The sequence below is a fragment of the Lentzea sp. DG1S-22 genome (assembly GCF_036321065.1).
GTDB lineage: Bacteria > Actinomycetota > Actinomycetes > Mycobacteriales > Pseudonocardiaceae > Lentzea > Lentzea jiangxiensis.
The window spans coordinates 1,946,782-1,964,735 of the sequence record NZ_CP143276.1; the positions used below are offsets into that span (position 1 = coordinate 1,946,782).

The following is a 17,954-nucleotide window of genomic DNA, read 5'->3' on the forward strand; positions in this document are numbered from 1 at the left end:
GATCGGGCATGGTTCGAAGCTACAAATGGCAGCCGCATGACGAGCAGCGCCACGCGATACCGCAGGAGCTGGCTGTCAATGAAGCAGGTCGCACGCTGTGCGGCAGACCCTTCTGTTATCCGGGGGCTCCAAGGTTCCGGCCTCGACCGGCTTCGCATGCCGTCGCGCAGTGTTCACGTCGTTGAGTGGCTCGTCGACGCGCACCACGGAGCGGACGTAGTGCCGTGGCGGGTTGTGAACTTCGCCGGCGATGACCGCCGCATGCGACCGTTGCGGTTGACTTTAGTCAACACTGAAACTACAGAGTAGACAATTCCTGCGCTGGATGCTGCACGAACGCGTTGGTCACAGCACCAGGCGCGAGCAGAGTCGACGAACGTCGAGAGCGGCATGCGGCGGTCACCTTCGATCGCCACGGCGCCGCCACCGCGCACCTGGCCCCGCCCGGCACTCGGGAAGTGACGTGACGCACACCCCGGCGGCACCGGTCCGGGTCTCGCGGGCAGACCCGCAGGGCGACGATGATGCGGGTGGCCGGACGGGCGGGCCGGCGGAGGCGAGGGGCTGCGAGTGGGGTCGATCGGCGCCCGGCGGGTGGTGAGCCAGGACCAGGTGCTGCGCGGCGCGTGCCGGTTCTTCCTGCGGCACGGCCGGGTCGAGATGGACGCGCTGGCGGCGAGCCTGGCCATCAGCCGGGCGACGCTCTACCGGGTCGTGCACAGCCGCGACGGGCTGCTCGCCGACGTGCTGTGGGTGCTCGCGGACCGGCTGCTGGCCCGTGCCCGGCAGGAGCGCACGAACGTCGGCGTCGAGGGCGTCCTGGAGGTCACCCGGCGGTTCGTGGCCGACCTGCGCGCGGCCGGCCCGTTCCGGGCGTTCCTGCGCAGCGAGCCCGACACGGCCATCCGGGTGCTGTTCAACACCGCCGGCGGGGTGCACCGGCGAGCGGTGTCGGCGCAGAAGGAGATCCTGCTCGAAGTGGACGGCGGGCCGTGGTCGGCGGCGGCCCTGGACCAGGTCGCGTTCCTGTACGTGCGGATCGTGGAGTCCGCCCTCTACGCCGAACTGCTCAGCGGCGCGCCGCTCGACCCGGCCCTGGCCGAAACCGCCGCCCGCACGGTGCTGCTGCAGCACCGCTGACCCGGCCACCGCAGCGTGCTGCGACGGCGGTCTCACGATGGCGCCGCGTTCTGGTGCCGGTCGTCCGGGCCTGGCTACGGTCGGTTCCGCACCCATCCCCCATCGCTGTGGGAGCCGGTATGTCCCCTTCCCCCTGGCGTCGCCTCGGTCTGGTCGCGGCCGTGCTCGGCCTGCTGGTCCCGACGTCCGTCCCCGCCTCCGCCTCCGCCTCCGCGCCCGCCGGTCCGGCGCCGCGGGTCGTCGGCCCGTTGCCCGGGACCGTGCCGGGTGACCGGCTGGCCGACCGGATCGAGGACACCTACCCGTTCTTCTCCACGCCCGACGACCTCGCCGCCGCCGGCTACGTCGAGCAGGAATTCCACGTCTCCGGCGCGGCCGACGGCTGGGCCGGCAACGGCACGAAGGTCGCCACCGGTGTGCCGTACGCGACCCGGGTCGTCGTGCGGCGGCCCGCGCACGCCCGCGACTTCAACGGAACCGCCCTGGTCGAGTGGCAGAACGTCACCGCCGGGTACGACCTGGACGCGTTGTGGAACGCCGAGTCCGTCGTCCGCGCGGGCTACGCCTGGGTCGGTGTGTCGGCGCAACGGGTCGGGGTGGACCAGCTCCGCGCGTGGAGCCCCGCGCGCTACGGCGGGCTGGACGTGACCGGCGGCGGTCGGTTCACCGCCGACGAGCTGTCCTACGACGTGTTCACCCAGGCCGGCCGCGCCGTCGAGTCGGGTGCGGTCACGGGCGGCCTGCGGCCCCGGACCGTGCTGGCCATCGGCGCCTCGCAGTCGGCGGCCCGGATGACCGTGCTGTACGACCGGGTCCTGCCGCAGCAGCAGCCGGTGTTCGACGGTTACGGCTTCGTCGTCGGCACGGCGCCGACGCGGGCCGGCGCGGAACCCGTCTTCCAGGTGCAGTCGGAGACCGACGTGCGCAGCGCGACCCGTCCCGCCGACACCGACCGGTTCCGCCGCTGGGAGGTCGCTGGCGCGGCCCACTCCGGCTACGAGGGCCAGGCCTACCGCGTGCCGATCTCCGAACGCGACCTCGGCGGCGCACCGCAGTACGACTGCGACCGGCCGCCGTTCAGCCGGGTGCCGATGCACCACGTCACCGCCGCGGCCTACGACCACCTGCGCCGGTGGGTCGAGCGGGGCACGCCGCCGCCGACCGCGCGCCCGTTGGAGTTCGAGCCGGACGGCGTCACCAAGAAGCGCGACGCGCTGGGCCTCGCGCTGGGCGGCATCCGGTTGTCGCAGGTGACCGCACCCAGGGCGCTGAACACCGGCGACAACACCGGTGAGACGTTCTGCCGCCTGTTCGGCACGCACGTGCCGTTCGACGCGGCGACGTTGGCCCGGCTCTACCCGCACCGCGGGGACTACCTGCACCAGGTGGTGACCGCCGACGTCGCCAACGTGCACGCGGGTTACCTGCTGCCAGCCGACGCGCGGCAGAACCTCGCCGACGCCCTGGCCGTTGGAGGTCGGCGATGAAGGTCCCGTTGCTCGCGCTCGTCGTGGCCCTCGCGTCCACGGTCGCGGCCGTGCCCGCCGGCGCCGAACCGCTCACCCCGATCGTCTTCGTGCACGGCCAGCAGGGGTCGGCGCAGCAGTGGCAGTCGAACGCCAAGCGGTTCTCCGGCAACGGCTACCCGGACGCGCTGCTGCACGCCTACGAGTACGACACGAGCATCCCGACCAACGACCGCGCCGTCGCCGGCCTCGAAGCGTTCATCGCCGCCGTCCGCGCCCGAACGCGGGCGGCCAAGGTGGACGTGATCGCGCACTCGCGCGGCACGACGGTCATGCACAGCTACCTGTCGTCGCCCGAACGGGCCGCGTCGGTGCGCAAGTACGTCAACGTCGATGGGCGCTCCAGCGCCGCACCGCCGGGCGGCGTGCCGACGTTGGCGCTGTGGGGCAGCCTGCAGCCCAACGGGTCCATCGGCGGCGCGACCAACGTCCACCTGACGACGCTGGGCCACACCGAGACCACCACGTCGGCCGACGGTTTCGCCCACATGCACCGGTTCCTGCGCGGTCGGCCCGCGTTGACGACCCGGGTGCTGCCCGAACCGCCCGGCCTGGTCCGGATCGCGGGCCGGGCGACGTACTACCCGCAGAACGAGGGGCTGGCCGGACTGCTCCAGGTTTGGGAGCTCGACCCGCTCACCGGCGCGCGGCGCGGCGAACCGCGGCACAGCGCCCGGACCGGCGCGGACGGCTCGTTCGGCCCGCTGCCCGTCAACGGCCGCGCACACCACGAGCTGGTGGTGCTGCGCGAGGGTCAGGTGCCGCACCACTTCTACTTCGAGCCGTTCGAGCGCAGCGACCGGTTCGTGCGGTTGCAGGTGTCGCGTCCCGGCGGCATCACCGACCACATCGACCGGTGTCCGACGCACAGCGCGCTCACCGTCATCCGCAACCGCGAGTGGTGGTCCGACCAGCCCGACAGCGACCGGCTGGAGCTCAACGGGGTCAACGTCCTCACCGCCGACGTCTCGCCGCGGCTGCGCCAGGTGATCGCCGCGTTCGCGTTCGACGACAACTGCGACCTGGCCTCGACGCCGGGTGCCGCGCTGCCGCCGTTCGCCGCGCTGCCGTTCCTGACGGGCGTGGACGCCTACCTGCCGACGCGGCCGGAGGGCACGATCCGGGTCACCCAGACGGCGCGCGGCACCGGTGGCGGGTCGCGCACGATCGCGGTGCCGAACCGGCCGTCGGACGCGCACGCGGTCACCGTGCAGTTCAAGGATTACCTCGACGTCGGAACCGGAGGACCCCGCGCAACGTCCCCCTGAGCGGAGAAGGGGGTTCGTGCGGTCGAACGGTTGTCAGGGTCTGGCGAAGTCGTCCACCCGGTCGGCGCGGATCTGGTCGGCGCGGATCTGGTCGGCGCTGGGGTCGAGCCCGCCCGACACGTACCCGCTGACCGTCTGGAACCACGGCGGCGAGTTGCTGAACGCCTCCCAGGTGTCAACCCTGTCCTTGATCCGGTCGATCCACCACCGCTGGTTCGCGTCGGCGCCCCAGTCCCAGTGCTCCGGGTTGTCCGGATCCCACCAGTCCACGTCCTCGCGGGTGGTGCCTTCCGGCGCGCGCCAGAAGCCCTCCATCGTCGCGCCGACCTTCATGTAGTCCTTGCGGACGTCCAGCGCGTTCACGCCGCCGATGTTGTAGCGGGTGATGTTGAGCCGCAGCCCGTCCTCGCCGAAGAGCAGGTCGGCCAGGTGGTTGCGGATTTCGTCCGGGTAGCCGCCGGTGATGTTGGCGAACCACACCAGGCTCGTGCCCCAGCCCTCGAACGCCGGCTGCTGGTAGGACGGGTCGGGGCGGACCGTGACGGGCCGGACGTCCGCCTCCTGCCCCGCGGCCTGCGGTGGGCCGGCGGCGGCCAGGGCGCCCGTCAGCACGGGGACCAGACCGAGGTGGGCGCGTCTGCGGGGTGGTTTGCGTGGTTTCATCGTCGTTGATCTCCTCATCACCACTGGAAAGCGCTTGCCTTGCGCGCTGGCCGGGGGCTGGGCGTGGTCAACAGATTCCTGTGGCGCACCCGCGATCTCGCCGCGTGTGGGACTTCTTCCGCATCAGCACGACCGGCTCGATCACCCCGCGCAGGCGGGTGGCGGCGGCGAGGGAACCGTCGGCGATCGGCCGGATGAAACGACGGCGGAACTGCGCCTTGTGCCCGAAAAGCTGCGGGGCGACCAGGTTGAGCAGTGCCCACAGCTCCTCCAGACGATTCTCGACGGGCGTTCCGGTCAGCGCGATCTTCGCGTCGGCCTCGATGGTGCGTGCGGCCTTCGACACCTGGGTGTAGGGGTTCTTGAGCACCTGGGCCTCGTCGAAGACCGCGGTGGCCCACCGGTGCTCCATCAGCACGGGGCCGCGCAGGCGCAGCGTCGGGTAACCGGTGAGCACCACCGTCCTGTCGCCCATCGGCTCCAGCGGCCCGCCGCGCCAGATCATCGTCCGCAGGCCGGGCGCGAACCGCGCGATCTCGTGCGCCCAGTTGCCGACCAGCGAGGTGGGACACACCACCACCTGCGGGCCCTCGTCGGCGCACCCGACGAGGTAGCCGATCGTCTGCAGCGTCTTGCCGAGCCCCATCTCGTCAGCGAGCACCGCGCCGCCGTGCACGTCGATCGTCTCGCGCAACCAGCTCACACCGCGAACCTGGTACGGCCGCAGGTCGGCGGTCAGCGTGCCGCGCAGTTCGGCCGCGACGGCGGTGGTGCGCCGGAAGACCCCCAGCGCGTGCTCGGCCGACGTCACGGCGACCCCGCTGGCGTCGGGGACGGCGTGCCCGGCGATCGGCAGGACCGGGTCGCCGCCCGCGATCCGCGCCCGCCAGGCGTCCACCGACTGGCCGGGTGAGTCGAGCGTCGTGCCGGCGAGCCGGTCGGGCTCGACCAGCGCGCAGTCGATCTCGGACACCTCGAACCCGGCGAGATCGCCGGTCGGGACGGCCAGCGCGACCGTCTGGACGTTCCCGACGGGCGGCGCCTCCCCCACCGCGCTGCTCGACCAGGTCCAAAGGGCGAACATGTGCCGGTCGAGGAGGTACGTCGCCTGGCTGTCGACCTGCACCGAAGTCGTCGTCTCGGTCTTCATCACACTCGCGGCGTCTCGGCGACCCTGGCCTCGGAGCCGGGGATCTCCTCGCTGACCGGCTCCTCCTTCTTCTTCGCGGTGGCGGGCAGGGTGTAGAGCAGCACGACCGCCGCGAGGAGCGCGATGGCCGCGATCCAGCCCGCCCCGAGGTGCATGGCCTCGATGAACGCGTCGTCGGCTGCCTCGGCGAGCGCCGGCTCTCCGGTGACCTCGGCGACGTAGCGCGCCTGCTCGGCGGAGACGCGCGCCTGGTCCTGCACCGGGCCGGGCAGGCCCGCGAGCGCGGGCTCGATCGCGTCCCGGTACGCGATCGCCAGGATCGTGCCGCCGACGGCGATGCCGAGCACGCTGCCGGTCTGGCGCACGGTGTTGGTGACGGCCGATCCGGCACCGGCCTGCTCCAGCGACAGGTTGCTGATCAACGCGGCCGTGACGGGCCCGATCACGATGCCGATCGCGAGTCCCTGCACCAGCAACAGGACCTCGATCCAGAAGAGCGGGGTCTCCAGTCCGAGGAACGCGTACCCGCCCATCGTCAGCGCGGCCGCGGTCATCGCCGGCACGGTGACGAGACGCAGCGACAGGCGCCGGACCAGGCGCGTGGCGAGCGGTGCTCCCACGAGCGCGCCGACCGCGGTGGGGATGCTGGCGAGACCCGCCTCCATCGGCGAGTACCCGAGCGCGCCCTGCAGGTAGAACGCGTTGTAGAAGGTGACGGCGGCCACGCCGAACAACAGCAGGCCGAGCGCCACGTTGCCGCCGCCGAACACCCGTTGCGCGAGCAACCGCGGGTCGAAGCTGGGCGCCTCGGCGCGCAACTCGACGAGGACGAAGCAGCCCACCAGCACCAGGCCGAGGACGATCGGCGCCCAAACGTCGGCGCGGCCCCACTCGGCCACCTGCCCGGCGCGGATCAGCCCGTAGGCCAGCGCCACGAGTCCGGCGACCGACAACACCATTCCGGCGGGGTCGAGCGGCCGCACCACGGGGCTGCGGAAATCAGGCACCAGCACCAGGAGCCCGGCCAGCGCCACCACCGTGACCGGAACGTTGACCAGGAAGACCGAGCCCCACCAAAAATGGTCGAGCAGGAATCCGGCGAGCACCGGACCCGCGGCCATGCCGACACCGGCCGACGTCGAGAAGACACCGATCGCGGCAGCCCGCGCCGCCCCGGTGAACGTCCACATGAGAATGGCCATCATGGCCGGCGTGATCAGCGCACTGCCGACGCCCATGGCGGCCCTGGCCGCGATCAGCTGGCCCGCGTCGCTCGCATAGGCCGCCCACAGCGACGAGCCCGCGAAGACCACCAGTCCGCCGCAGAACACGGTGCGGTGCCCGAACCTGTCGCCCAGCGCCCCCGCGGTGAACATCAGCGTGGCGAAAGCCAGCGTGTACGCGCCGGTGGCCCACTGCAACTCACCGGGATCGGCTCCCAGCCCGCGCACCGGGTCCGCGAGGGTTTCCAGCGCGGTGCTCAGGATCGTGTTGTCCAGCCAGATCAGCACCGAGCACAACATGAGGACGGCAAGAATCAACCGCTGCTTGACTTTGGGCAGCGTTGTAGGCGTGGTCATGACCACCTTCGATAGCGGATCGGCGAGAGCCTGACCGAAACTGGACTGTAAGGAAATGCGTGAGACAGTGTCAAGCTGAAGGTTTATCGCCGAAAACCGTTGCGGTGCAACGAATATTATGCCCTCGGGAAGATTTGCCATCCGTGCGATTGTGTGCCTCCGGACCGCTTCGCCTTTCAACTGATGTCCTTTCTTCGGAGGGTTGCGACTCAACGGAATTCATGCCTCCGGCAGGCTCGCGCAACGGCCGGCCGCTCCGATCGGCTGCCCCGATCACGCTGTTAGGCGCCGTTGTAGCCAGCCGAGCGTTCTACCGCGGCTTTCCGCGAGCACGTTGCGGTGGCCGAAGCTGTCTTCCAGCGCGCCGGCGGTGAACATCAAGGTGGCGAAGACCAGCGGGTGGGACTGGTGGTCTTCGGTGCCGCCTCGTTGTGGGCGGCCTACGCGGGCGACGCGAACCAGCTGATCGCCGCCAGGGCCGCGATGGGCATCGGCGCCGCATTCATCATGCCCGCCAACTTCGCCATCCTCCTGTGACCTTCACCGGACCGGATCGAGCAACGGCGATCGCCATTTCTTCGACGTCGACCGGTGTCGGCATGGCCGCGGGCCCGGTGCTCGCGGGACTTCTGCTCAGCCATTTCTGGTGGGGCTCGGTCTTCCTCGTCAACGTGCCCGTCGTCGTGGTGGCGCTGGCCGGAATCGTGCTGCTGGTACCCAATTTCCGCAGCCCCACCGTGCGACCGCTGGACCCGTTCGGGATCCTGTTGTCGATCAGCGGCCTCTCGGCACTGACCTACGGCCTGATCCGCGCGGGCCAGGTGGACGCCTGGACACGCTGGGACGTCTGGGCGCCGGTCGCGGCCGGGCTCGCCCTGCTGGCCGTGTTCGTGGTCGTCGAACTGCGGACCAGGGAACCGAGCTTCGACCCCCGCCTGCTCGCGCAGCGCATGTTCGGCGGCGGCAACCTGTCCATGTCGCTGCTGCTCTTCTCGGTCGCCGCCGTCACGTTCTACAACGCGTTCTACCTGCAGGGCGCCTTGGGCTTCTCGCCGATGAAGGCCGGTCTGGCCAACGTGCCGGTCGCGATCGGCGCCGTCGTGGGCGCACCGCTGGGCGCCCGCCTGGTCCGCCTGTGGTCACTGCGCGCGGTCGCCGTGCCATCTCTCGCGGTGGGGGCGCTCAGCCTGGGCGCCGTCGGCTTTTTCGACCTCGACACCCCGCTGCTGTGGATCGAGGTCCTGCTGATGGTCCAGGGCCTCGCCGTCGGCATGGTGCTGGCCCCGGTGACCGGGGCGCTGATCAGCAGCCTGCCGCTGGAACGTTCCGGCGCCGGTTCGGCCGTCACCAACACGGCGCGCCAAGTCGGCAGCGTGATCGGGATCGCGGTGGGCGGCACGATCATGTCGATCGCCTACCGGGACGCGATCGAACCCGCGCTGGGTGACGTCCCGAAGGCGGTGCAGGACAGCGTCCGGGTGTCGGCCGAGCAGGCCCGGCACGTCGCCGGCACTCTCGGCCGACCGGATCTCGCGGAGGCGGCAGACCGCGCGTTCATCCACTCCATGCACGTCGGCGCGGTCTGGATCATGGTCATCGCACTCGTCGCCACCGCCGTGCTGGTGTACGCCCTGCGTCCGGCCGGACGGGGCGCGGAGCCTGCCGAGGACAGCCGCTCCGAGGCGGACGCCGCGTCCCACGCCGGGTGAACGGGGGCCTGAGCGGTATCGCGCGGTGGGGCGTTCCGCCGCGCGATACCGCTCAGGACCTGTGATCCGGTTGTCCGGCATGGTCTGTGGTGAGGCGTTCGACCTGGGCGGGCTCAAGAGATTGGAGCGGGGCTCTCAAGGGTGCTGCGGTGGCGAGTGATCGGTGGGTGCGGTGCTCGTTGTAGTGCCGCTCGTACTCGCGCAGTACGTGCTGCAGGTGGATCTGTGACGTATCGCCGTCAGGTTGCAGGCCTGCTCGTCGGCCACCGTGCAACTCGTGACCGTCGTCGGCGTCTGGCGCGTCGCTCTCGGCGAGACGCGGCCGTGGCAGGCGCGAAGGATTTCACCACCACGCGTCTGGTTGCGCTGCGGTCGCTGCTGGAGGTGACCACCTGTGCGGTCGCACTCCAGCCCGCCGCCGAGCAGGTCATCGGCGCCTGCGCGCTGCCTGGCGCAGGTGCCCGACGGGGCGGTCAGGCGCGCTCGACGGAGTCGGCCTGCGGGCCCCGGTCGCTCTGCCGGATGCGGAAGCGCACCCGCTCGCCGGCCACCAGGGGCTCGCCGGAAACCACCGAGACGTGCACGAACAGGTCGGGCCCGCCCGCGTCGGGGGTGATGAAGCCGAAGCCGCGGTCGGCGTCGTAGCGGGCCACCGTGCCGTCGCCGGCGCGGGCCGCGGGCCGGGCGGCCGAACGGGCCTGGCTGGGCGCCGCGGCGGCCTCCACCGGCTCGCCGGCCGCCACGAACCGCACCTCGCGCGCCTGGCGACCCTGGTCCACGGTGACCGTGGTGAACGAGACCCGGTCACCCTCCATCGGCAGATATCGGTCGTCGACCAGGGCGCGCTCGTGCAGGAACACGTCGCCCGCCCCGTCGTCGGCGGCCACGAAGCCGAACGACTTCTCCTCGTCGAACCACAGCACGGAGCCGTCGGCGCCGTCGTCGGCCGCGACCAGAGGGGCCTTGCGGACCCCGGCGTCGAAGCTCAGCGGCACCAGGTGCTGGGCCTGCGGCCCCTTCTCCCCCGCGGTCACGATGAAGGCCACCCGCTGCCCGGCAGCGAGGACGCCCCCGGTGACGATGGAGGAGGAGTGTACGAACACCTCCGCACCCCCGCCGTCCGGCGCGGCGAACCCGTAGCCCTTGGCCGGCTCGTACCAGGAGACGGTGGCGAGCACGCCCAGGGTCGCGTCGGGCGCGGTGTCCCCGGTGACAACGACGTGCAGCGCCTGCGGACCGCGGGGTCCCTCACCGGTCTCGAACTCCACCGTCTGGCCCTCGCGCAGCCCCCGGGCCGCGCCCTCGCCCTGCACCTGCGAGACGTGCACGAAGATGTCGGCGCTGCCGTCATCGGGGGCGAGGAAGCCGAAGCCGCGCTCGAGGTCGTACCAGCGGACGGTTCCCTGCTGCACAGTGCACTCCTGGTCTCACGGGGTGGTTGGGGGTCCAGTGTCCCAGGCGCCGTCTGTGCATCCTGATCCCGACGCGCGGCAGCCCCGCCGTGAGTACACCGCCGAAGCGGACGTGTGGGGTGCCAAAACTCATGCCTGGTGGTCTGACCAGCGCCTCAGGCCTCCGCAGATTCGCACTCGTTGATCAAGCGCCGACCGCCGGGTTGCTGTTTACGACGATCTGTCGTAATGTTTGCGACGGATCGTCGCAAACATGCACCGACACCTCGGATGCAGCGGCACCATGAGAGAACGAGGACAGACATGACCACGCTGAACGATCGCGCCGAGCTCATCGAAGTGATGAGCCACTACGCCGACATCGCAGATCTGAAGGAGTTCGACGCGCTGCCCGGCCGGGTCTACACCGACGAGGTGACGCTCGACTTCTCCTCCGTCACGGGGACTCCGCCCCTGACGATCGCCCTGGGCCAGTACATGGAGGTCCTCCGTGCGAGCTTCGCGCCGTTCAAGGCGACGCACCACGCCATCACCGGTCATGTCATCGAGATCGACGGCGACAAGGCCAGGATCCACGCCCATGTCCGCGCCGAGCACTGGCTGCCGGAGGAGTTCACCGCCGACGGCGTCGGTCCGTGGCTGGTGGTCGGCTTCTACGACAACGAGGCGATCCGCACGCCGAACGGCTGGCGGCTCACGCACGTCAAGCTGACCGCGATTCACCAGGAGAACCAGCCTCGGCTGCCGGACGCCGTGCCGACGGCGTAGGACGAGACCTGTCCCCGCGGACTCCTGAGGAGAACGGCCGGATGCCGCGGATCAAAGCCGCCACCATCGAGGAACACCACGAGATGGTGTGGGCCGACCTCACCGAGGCGATGCGGCACCTGCTGCTCGAACGCGACTACGACTCCATCACCATGGGCCACATCGCCGCGCAGGCAGGACTCGCGCGCAACACCCTCTACAACTACGCCGGCGACAAGCGCGCGCTGGTCCTCGAACTGGCCCGGCGAGCCAGCCGTCCGCTGGCGCACCAGGTGTCCGCGATCGCCGCACGCTCCGCGGACCCGGCTGCCGACAGGATGCGGACGATCATCGAAGCGATCCTGTCGGCCTCCACGAACCACGCCATGCGCCTGATGTTCCTCCCGAACTCCACACCGCTGGTCGCCGATCTCCCGGCAGGGCCGGAGAACCCGTTCACCACCCTTGTGGCCGAAGTGGAGAACGTCGTCCGCGACGGCATCAACGCCGGCGAGTTCCGTGGAGTCGACGACGTCTCGCTCACCGTCGATCTCCTGACCGGCACCATGCGCGCCGGCATCCACCGGATCAGCAGGAACCCGGACGCACTTTCCGCGACCGTCCGCGCGGTGCAGCACGTCGTCCTCGCTGCGATCACCCGCGAACAGGGCTGATCCCGGCTCCGCGGGCAGTATCCGCGCCAGTTCCGTCGATCACCGCACGGGTGATCGACCGCCCTCACCTGTCCTGAGAGGACTTCACCATGAAGGTCATCGCCTACGCGGCCCGCACCGCCGGCGGCGCCTTGCAGCCCTACGAGTACGAGTCAGGACCGTTGGGGCCCAACGAAGTCGACGTGCGCGTGACCCACGGCGGCATCTGCCACACCGATCTCGCCGCCATCGACGACGAGTGGGGCCTTGCCCGGTTCCCGGCCGTGGCCGGGCATGAGGTCGTGGGCGAGGTGGTCGCCATCGGCGCCGCCGTCGACGAGGCGGCGTTGCCGATCGGGCAGCGCGTCGGCGTCGGCGCGCTCGCCGGGTCGTGCTTCCGGTGCGAGTCGTGCATCAGCGGGCGCACCAACCTGTGCCCGCTCCGCGACGCTTTGGTGCTCCGCGGCGACCGCGGCGGCTTCGCCCACCACGTCAGGGCGAGCGATTGGCGGCACGTCTACCCGATCCCCGACTCGATGCCGTCCGAACACGCCGCACCGCTGATGTGCGCCGGCACCACGGTGTTCTCACCGCTGATCGCCAACCGGGTACTTCCGACGCACCGCGTCGCTGTCGTCGGCATCGGCGGACTCGGCCACCTCGCCCTCCAGTTCCTGAACAAGTGGGGTTGCGAGGTCACCGCCATCTCGACCACCAAGGACAAGCAAACCGACGCCGAACGCTTCGGCGCCACCGGCTTCATCGCCTCCCGGGAGCCGGGAGCCCTGCGGGCGGCTGCCGGCTCGTTCGACTTCGTGCTGTCCACCGTCTCCGGCGACCTGCCCTGGGACGACTACCTCGGAATCCTGAGTCCTCGAGGCCGTCTCTGCGTCGCGGGGGTGCCGGAACGGCCCATCTCGGTGTCGGCCCTGGGATTGGTGTCCGAGGCGAAGGAGATCGTGGGAGGCATCGTCGGGACGGTGGCGGAGACCCGGCAGATGCTCGACTTCGCGGCTCGCCATGCCATCCGGCCCGAAGTGGAGATGTTCCCGCTGACCGACTTCGACCAGGCGCTCGACCGGGTTCGCGGGGGAAACGTGCGCTATCGCGCCGTCGTCGACTTCACCTGAGGCAGTCCGGTCCGTCCTGTGGTCACGCCGGATGGATGAGACGGCTTTCGTAGGCGAAGATCACGGCCTGGATCCGGTCGCGGAGCTCGAGCTTGTGCAGGATCCGGCCCAGGTGGGACTTCACGGTCGCCTCCGCGAGGTGCAGGGTGGCAGCGATCTCGGCGTTGGACAGGCCGGAGCCCACCTGGACGAGCACCTCGCGTTCCCGGGCGCTGAGCCTGCTCAGCATCCCGTCGCGGGCGGTGGCGGCGGCACCGGGGATGTGCGGGCGGAGCTTGTCCAGCAGGCGGCGGGTGATGCGCGGGGAAACCACCGCGTCGCCCGCGGCCACGGTGCGGATCGCGGTGAGCAGTTCCTCGGGCCTGGTGTTCTTCAGCAGGAAGCCCGAGGCTCCGGCTTTGAGCCCGGCGAAGGCGTACTCCTCGAGGTCGAAGGTGGTGAGGATCAGCACCCTGGTCCGCGGACAGGTCCGGACGATCTCCCCGGTCGCCTCGATTCCGTCGGTTCCCGGCATGCGGACGTCCATGAGGACGACATCGGGGCGCAGGTCGGCGGCGAGGCGGACGGCGGTGGCGCCGTCCTCGGCCTCGCCGACCGGTGCCAGGTCCGGCTGCGCCTCCAGGATCATGCTGAACGCCATGCGCAGCAGCGCCTCGTCGTCGGCGATCAGGACGCGGATCGTCATGCGGACGCCGCCGCGCCGCCGAAGACGAGGCGGGTGTGCACTCCCCAGCCGCCGCCGGGAAGCGGTCCGGCCAGCACCGTCCCTCCGTAGCCGGCCGAACGTTCGCGCATGCCGGTGATGCCGTGGCCGGAGGAGGCGACGGGGGAAGTCGGCGGGCCGGTGTCCGTGACGGCGACGGTGACGGTCTCGGCGGCGCACTCGATCCGGACCTCCGCCTGTGTACCGGTGGGTGTGTGCTTGAGGGTGTTGGTCAAGGCTTCCTGCACCAGGCGGTAGACGGTCAGCTGCGCGGTGGCGGGGACGTGCGTGTAGCCGCCGTCGACGTCGAGGGCGGTCGGGAGCCCGGCGGTGCGCATCCGGGCCGCGAGGGTTTCCAGTTGCGCGATGCCGGGCAGCGGGTGGCGCGCCGCGTCCGGTTCGTCGGTGCGCAGGACGCCGAGCGAGCGCCGCATGTCGGTCAGTGCCTGCCTGCCTGTTTCGGCGACCTGGAGCATGGCGGCGGTGGCTTTGGCGGGCGACCGGTGCTGCGCGTGGACGGCCGCGTCGGTGAGCGCGACCATGACGGACAGGTTGTGGGTGACGATGTCGTGCATCTCCCTGGTGATCCTGGCTCTTTCCTCGGCGACGGCCCGTCCTCGCACGGCTTTCAGGTAGGCACGGGTGGCCCGGTCGTTCACGCCGAGAACAGTCGCGGCGACGACCATCGCGGTGAGCGCGGCGAACGGGGTCAGGAACGCGCCCTCCGTCGCCCAGCGCAGGCAGGCCAGAACGGCCCCGATCTCCACGACGGTGGCGGCGACGAGTGTGACGCGCCTGCCCGAATTCGCGGCCACCGCGTGGAGCGCCACCAGCAGTGCGATGTCCGCGGGTAGCTGGACGTCCACCAGCCACTGGACGAGGGCCGCGGTCGCCACCACACCGAACACCGTGAGCGGGGCCCGGCGCCGCCACAGGAGGGGCAGCGCGAGTGCGGCGGTGAGCGCGGCGGCCACCGGTAGCTCCGCAGGCGGCCACATGGTCAGGACGTGCAGCAGGAGAAGCGCCGGCAGCAGCGCGTCCCACACCGCCGGCGGCAGCCGGGACGCCCAGCGCCGCTCGGTAGTCACACGGCGATCGTAGGCCGACGGCCCGCCGCGTACATGAGCCTGCCGTCTGACGCCGGCGAGTCGGATTGCGACCGCGGTAGGGGTCCCGACACCTCCCGTGGTCGTAGTCCGGCCGCCGATTCAGGTGCCCGACTGCCACTGGAGACGGCACCGGGATCGCGCCCGGCGAGCGATGCGGTCGCGCGGGTCCGGCACCGACCATGGCCGGGTGACCGAGATCATCACGGGACTGAACCTGTCCCCGTTGGAAGTCCTGGCGTTGCTCAGTGCCGTCGCGCTGGTGGTGGCGCGCTGGCTGCCCGCCGCTGCCCGCCCGCGCGTCACCGTCGCGGCGGGGGCGGTGTTCCTGCTGTCCGCGATCTCGCTGGGCGTGACGGGGATCCGCTGGCAGCTGCTGCCGGTGCTGGCGGGAGCGGCCGTCGCGGCGCCGTTCGCCTTCTCCCCGCTGGTGCGAGACCGTGCTCGGCGGGTCCGCTGGTGGCTGGCGTTGCCGGGATCGCTGGCGTGCGCCTGCCTGATCACCACAGGCCCCGTGACGGCGTGGGCTTTTCCCGTCCCCGTCTTCCCGGAACCGTCCGGTGGCTTCGCGGTCGGCACCCGCGTGCTGCAGTGGACCGACCCGGACCGCCCGGAGACCTTCACCGCCGATCCGCTGGACCGGCGCACGGTCGTGGCGCAACTCTGGTACCCCGCGCGGGACAGTTCGGCGGACGTGGCACGTGCCCAGTACCTCGGACGCACCGAGGACGAAGCGCGCACCGTCTCCGAAGCACTGGCCCGCGGGGTCGGCTTGCCGGGTTTCCTCCTCGACGGCCTGCCGCGCGCCCGCACCCACGCGATTCCGGACGCCCCGGTGGCCGGTGCGGGAGAACGGTTCCCGATCGTGCTGTTCTCCCCGGGATCCGGCGGAGTGCGCACCCAGAACACCGCGTGGGCTGAGCAACTCGCCTCCCACGGCTACGTGGTGGCCGCGCTCGACCACCTGTACGACTCCGCCGCCGTCGTGCTCGCCGACGGCAGGACGATCACCACCGCGACCGTCTCCACCGGCGACCGGGACGAGGACGACAGGCTGGGCGCCGGTTGGACGGCGATCCGGGCCGCCGACCTCGGCTTCGCGCTGACCCGGCTGGAGGGTCTCGACCGAGGTGACGGCGCCGACGCGCTGGCCGGGCGCCTGGACATCGGCCGGGTCACCGCGACCGGTCACTCCATGGGTGGTGCCGCCGCGCTGCAGGCGGCCAGGCGGGACCACCGGTTCGACGCCGTCATCGACCTGGACGGCTATCCTCGCGGTCCCCTGTCGCCCGACCTCGGCCGGCCGACGCTCGCGCTCACCCAAGCCATCACCCCGGACACCGATCCTCGCTACCTGCCTCAGCTCACCGAGGTGCTCGCGCGCGGCACGGCGACCAACTACCGGCTCACCATCCCCGGCGCCGCGCACCTCACCTTCACGGACGGCCCCCTGTACCTGCCGCCGGTGCCCTCGGTGGTCGGCTCGCTGGGCCGCGCCGAGAGCCCACGTGTCGTCGCCGCAGTCGCTCTGACGTTCCTGGATTCCGTTCTGCGCAACGGATCCACTGACCTGGCAGGCACCCTGTCCGCCTACGGCGAGCTCAGCGTGTTCCACCTGGGCAACGGCCGCTGACCGGCTCAGGTTTGGAACGAGCCGATGGCAGCGTTTGAACCGGCCGCTCCCGTGGTATCGACCAAGACCATTTTGTTACTCGTTCCGGAGGGTGCTCATGCAGATCCAGGTCAACACCGACCACAACATCCACGGTGGCGAACGACTGGCCACCTATGTGACCACCGACCTGGAGAGCAGCCTGTCCCGGTTCAGCGGATGGCTGACCCGCGTGGAAGTGCACCTCAGCGAGGACGGGGGCAGCAAGCCGGAGGACAAGAAGTGCGTCATCGAGGCGCGGCCCGGAGGAAAGCAGCCGGTCGCGGTCACCCACCACGCGACCACTGTGGACGACGCGTACACCGGGGCGGCCCACAAGCTGGGAAGGGTGCTGGATTCCCGCTACACCCGCGCCCACGACCACAAGGGCAGTGACAGCATCCGCCACATGCCCGCTCCGGAAGACCCGGAGCTGGTCGGCGCGATCGAGGACGAGCCCCGGGCCTGACACTGCGGTATGGCGCCATAGGCCTCATCGACCGGACCTCGGGTCGGGTGTACCCCGGCCAGTGCCGCTCGCGCGGAACGAAGTCCGCGCGAGCGGAACGGTCCTACGGCACCATCGGGGCGGAGGGCGCCGGCGCCGTCCTCCGCCGGCTCGCCCTTGGACCGGCTCGGCGCTGCGCGTGCCGGACACCGCCTCCACACTGGTTGAGCGGGAGGGTGATCCCCGCGATCGCGGTGGCGGCTGAGGTCCCGGATCGGCACAAGTTGTCCGGTGTCCTCGTGGACCATGAGCAGGTTGCGGACGGCCTGGGTGACCATGCGCGGGTTGGGTGTGCGGTGGTACCGACTACCCATAGGCGCCGGCTGGCGTGCAGGCCACCACCTGCACCGCGGTCATCGAGGCGTTGCAGGAGTTCGTGCTCCGAAGCGGTGCGCGCTCGAACAGGACGGCGTCGACGCCTGGCACCGTCCGTTCCTGGCACGCGCTGACGAGGTTCTCCGACCTGGTGATCGACCTGGCCTCGGACACGAAGTACGCCCGCCTCGTCCTCAAGATCGTTGCGAGAGCAATGCTCGCGGAAAACCTTTGTGGACGGAAAGGCGCTGCCGCCGCCGCGACGACATGATCGATCGCACGTCACGGGTGCACGAAACGGCGGACTCGAGCGTCCACACTCGAATCTGCGTATCGGTGTTATGTCCGGTTTACGGGAAAGATTCACCGTTCCCGCGATGTATCGGTTACCCATGTCATTTGACCTCCATCGGCCCATAACCCGTCGACCGCGGCCGGTCGCGGATCCCGGTCGCAGCTCGGACGCACCGGACGTCGCCGGGACCGGTCCTGCACGCGGCACGGCGGTGGCCGGCCGCCGCCGTGGAGGCGCGGCTACGGTTGCGATACGGATTCGATCAACACGATGATGCGCCGCCCGGGCTGTGCTACGGGGCGTTCCGACATCGCGCACCCGCGGTTCGGCGTCGGCGATTCGGCCGAACCGGTTGACCCGTTCGGCACCTGTTGAGACGCAGCCGACCAAATTCGTAT

Annotated in this window: 18 protein-coding genes and 1 pseudogene; 12 read left to right on the top strand and 7 right to left on the bottom strand. The window is 70.9% G+C overall.

Translation table 11 applies throughout. The annotated features are described in order from the left end of the window. Window positions 1–8 precede the first annotated feature (8 nt). From V1227_RS40590 to V1227_RS08590, 4 genes are all read left to right on the top strand, one after another. Window positions 9–185, top strand: coding sequence for a zinc finger protein (locus V1227_RS40590; protein ID WP_442916470.1), 177 nt, complete (start codon window positions 9–11; stop codon window positions 183–185). 385 nt (window positions 186–570) lie between these two features. After that, window positions 571–1,140 (top strand): QsdR family transcriptional regulator, encoded by a 570-nt coding sequence (locus tag V1227_RS08580; RefSeq protein ID WP_089961360.1) that lies wholly within the window; start codon window positions 571–573, stop codon window positions 1,138–1,140. A 119-nt stretch (window positions 1,141–1,259) separates the two neighbouring features. Beyond that, window positions 1,260–2,627 carry an alpha/beta hydrolase domain-containing protein gene (locus V1227_RS08585; RefSeq protein ID WP_329791977.1) on the top strand — a complete coding sequence of 456 codons (1,368 nt, stop codon included), beginning with the start codon at window positions 1,260–1,262 and terminating at the stop codon, window positions 2,625–2,627. Next, window positions 2,624–3,934: a hypothetical protein gene (locus V1227_RS08590; RefSeq protein ID WP_329791978.1), complete on the top strand. Its 1,311-nt coding sequence runs from the start codon at window positions 2,624–2,626 to the stop codon at window positions 3,932–3,934. The genes V1227_RS08585 and V1227_RS08590 overlap by 4 nt, the downstream gene beginning before the upstream one ends. 33 nt (window positions 3,935–3,967) lie before the next feature. Here V1227_RS08590 and V1227_RS08595 read toward each other — a convergent pair whose 3' ends face one another. The 3 genes from V1227_RS08595 to V1227_RS08605 all read right to left on the bottom strand — a co-directional run bounded on the left by V1227_RS08595 (window position 3,968) and on the right by V1227_RS08605 (window position 7,327). Beyond that, entirely contained in the window at window positions 3,968–4,597 is a 630-nt protein-coding gene (locus tag V1227_RS08595; RefSeq protein WP_329791979.1) for a hypothetical protein, read from the bottom strand. Between the two features lie 67 nt (window positions 4,598–4,664). Then, on the bottom strand, window positions 4,665–5,747 hold the full coding sequence (locus V1227_RS08600; protein ID WP_329791980.1) for a DEAD/DEAH box helicase: 1,083 nt from the start codon (window positions 5,745–5,747) through the stop codon (window positions 4,665–4,667). Then, on the bottom strand, window positions 5,747–7,327 hold the full coding sequence (locus V1227_RS08605; RefSeq protein WP_329791981.1) for an MFS transporter: 1,581 nt from the start codon (window positions 7,325–7,327) through the stop codon (window positions 5,747–5,749). The genes V1227_RS08600 and V1227_RS08605 overlap by 1 nt, the downstream gene beginning before the upstream one ends. A 339-nt stretch (window positions 7,328–7,666) precedes the next feature. Between V1227_RS08605 and V1227_RS08610 the strand changes: the two genes are divergently transcribed. Continuing rightward, window positions 7,667–7,864 carry a hypothetical protein gene (locus tag V1227_RS08610; RefSeq protein ID WP_329791982.1) on the top strand — a complete coding sequence of 66 codons (198 nt, stop codon included), beginning with the start codon at window positions 7,667–7,669 and terminating at the stop codon, window positions 7,862–7,864. After that, a complete protein-coding gene (locus V1227_RS08615; protein ID WP_329791983.1) occupies window positions 7,861–9,036 on the top strand; it encodes an MFS transporter in 1,176 nt (391 codons plus the stop codon). The genes V1227_RS08610 and V1227_RS08615 overlap by 4 nt, the downstream gene beginning before the upstream one ends. Window positions 9,037–9,509: 473 nt before the next feature. Here the strand turns inward: V1227_RS08615 and V1227_RS08620 are convergent, their stop codons facing one another. Both V1227_RS08620 and V1227_RS08630 read right to left on the bottom strand, forming a co-directional pair. Beyond that, window positions 9,510–10,214 carry a cold shock domain-containing protein gene (locus V1227_RS08620; protein WP_442916523.1) on the bottom strand — a complete coding sequence of 235 codons (705 nt, stop codon included), beginning with the start codon at window positions 10,212–10,214 and terminating at the stop codon, window positions 9,510–9,512. Between the two features lie 30 nt (window positions 10,215–10,244). After that, window positions 10,245–10,448, bottom strand: a pseudogene (locus V1227_RS08630) (cold-shock protein); the annotation flags it as partial. A 303-nt stretch (window positions 10,449–10,751) separates the two neighbouring features. Here V1227_RS08630 and V1227_RS08635 point away from each other — a divergent pair. From V1227_RS08635 to V1227_RS08645, 3 genes are all read left to right on the top strand, one after another. Beyond that, window positions 10,752–11,216: a nuclear transport factor 2 family protein gene (locus V1227_RS08635; RefSeq protein ID WP_329791984.1), complete on the top strand. Its 465-nt coding sequence runs from the start codon at window positions 10,752–10,754 to the stop codon at window positions 11,214–11,216. 41 nt (window positions 11,217–11,257) lie between these two features. After that, window positions 11,258–11,869 (top strand): TetR/AcrR family transcriptional regulator, encoded by a 612-nt coding sequence (locus V1227_RS08640; protein ID WP_329791985.1) that lies wholly within the window; start codon window positions 11,258–11,260, stop codon window positions 11,867–11,869. An 89-nt stretch (window positions 11,870–11,958) separates the two neighbouring features. Beyond that, on the top strand, window positions 11,959–12,978 hold the full coding sequence (locus tag V1227_RS08645; protein ID WP_329791986.1) for an NAD(P)-dependent alcohol dehydrogenase: 1,020 nt from the start codon (window positions 11,959–11,961) through the stop codon (window positions 12,976–12,978). A 22-nt stretch (window positions 12,979–13,000) separates the two neighbouring features. Here V1227_RS08645 and V1227_RS08650 read toward each other — a convergent pair whose 3' ends face one another. Both V1227_RS08650 and V1227_RS08655 read right to left on the bottom strand, forming a co-directional pair. Next, window positions 13,001–13,663: a response regulator transcription factor gene (locus V1227_RS08650; RefSeq protein WP_329791987.1), complete on the bottom strand. Its 663-nt coding sequence runs from the start codon at window positions 13,661–13,663 to the stop codon at window positions 13,001–13,003. Beyond that, entirely contained in the window at window positions 13,660–14,769 is a 1,110-nt protein-coding gene (locus tag V1227_RS08655) for a sensor histidine kinase (RefSeq protein ID WP_329791988.1), read from the bottom strand. Before V1227_RS08655 ends, V1227_RS08650 begins: the two co-directional genes overlap by 4 nt. Window positions 14,770–14,977: 208 nt before the next feature. On the opposite strand from V1227_RS08655, the gene V1227_RS08660 reads away from it, so the two are divergent. From V1227_RS08660 to V1227_RS08670, 3 genes are all read left to right on the top strand, one after another. After that, complete coding sequence (locus tag V1227_RS08660) at window positions 14,978–16,420, top strand: alpha/beta hydrolase family protein (protein ID WP_329791989.1); 1,443 nt, start codon at window positions 14,978–14,980, stop codon at window positions 16,418–16,420. A gap of 97 nt (window positions 16,421–16,517) precedes the next feature. Further along, window positions 16,518–16,907 (top strand): HPF/RaiA family ribosome-associated protein, encoded by a 390-nt coding sequence (locus V1227_RS08665; protein ID WP_236223812.1) that lies wholly within the window; start codon window positions 16,518–16,520, stop codon window positions 16,905–16,907. A gap of 367 nt (window positions 16,908–17,274) precedes the next feature. Beyond that, the gene (locus tag V1227_RS08670) at window positions 17,275–17,532 is read left to right on the top strand and encodes a hypothetical protein (protein WP_329791990.1); all 258 of its coding nucleotides are present in this window, start codon (window positions 17,275–17,277) and stop codon (window positions 17,530–17,532) included. Window positions 17,533–17,954: the final 422 nt, after the last annotated feature.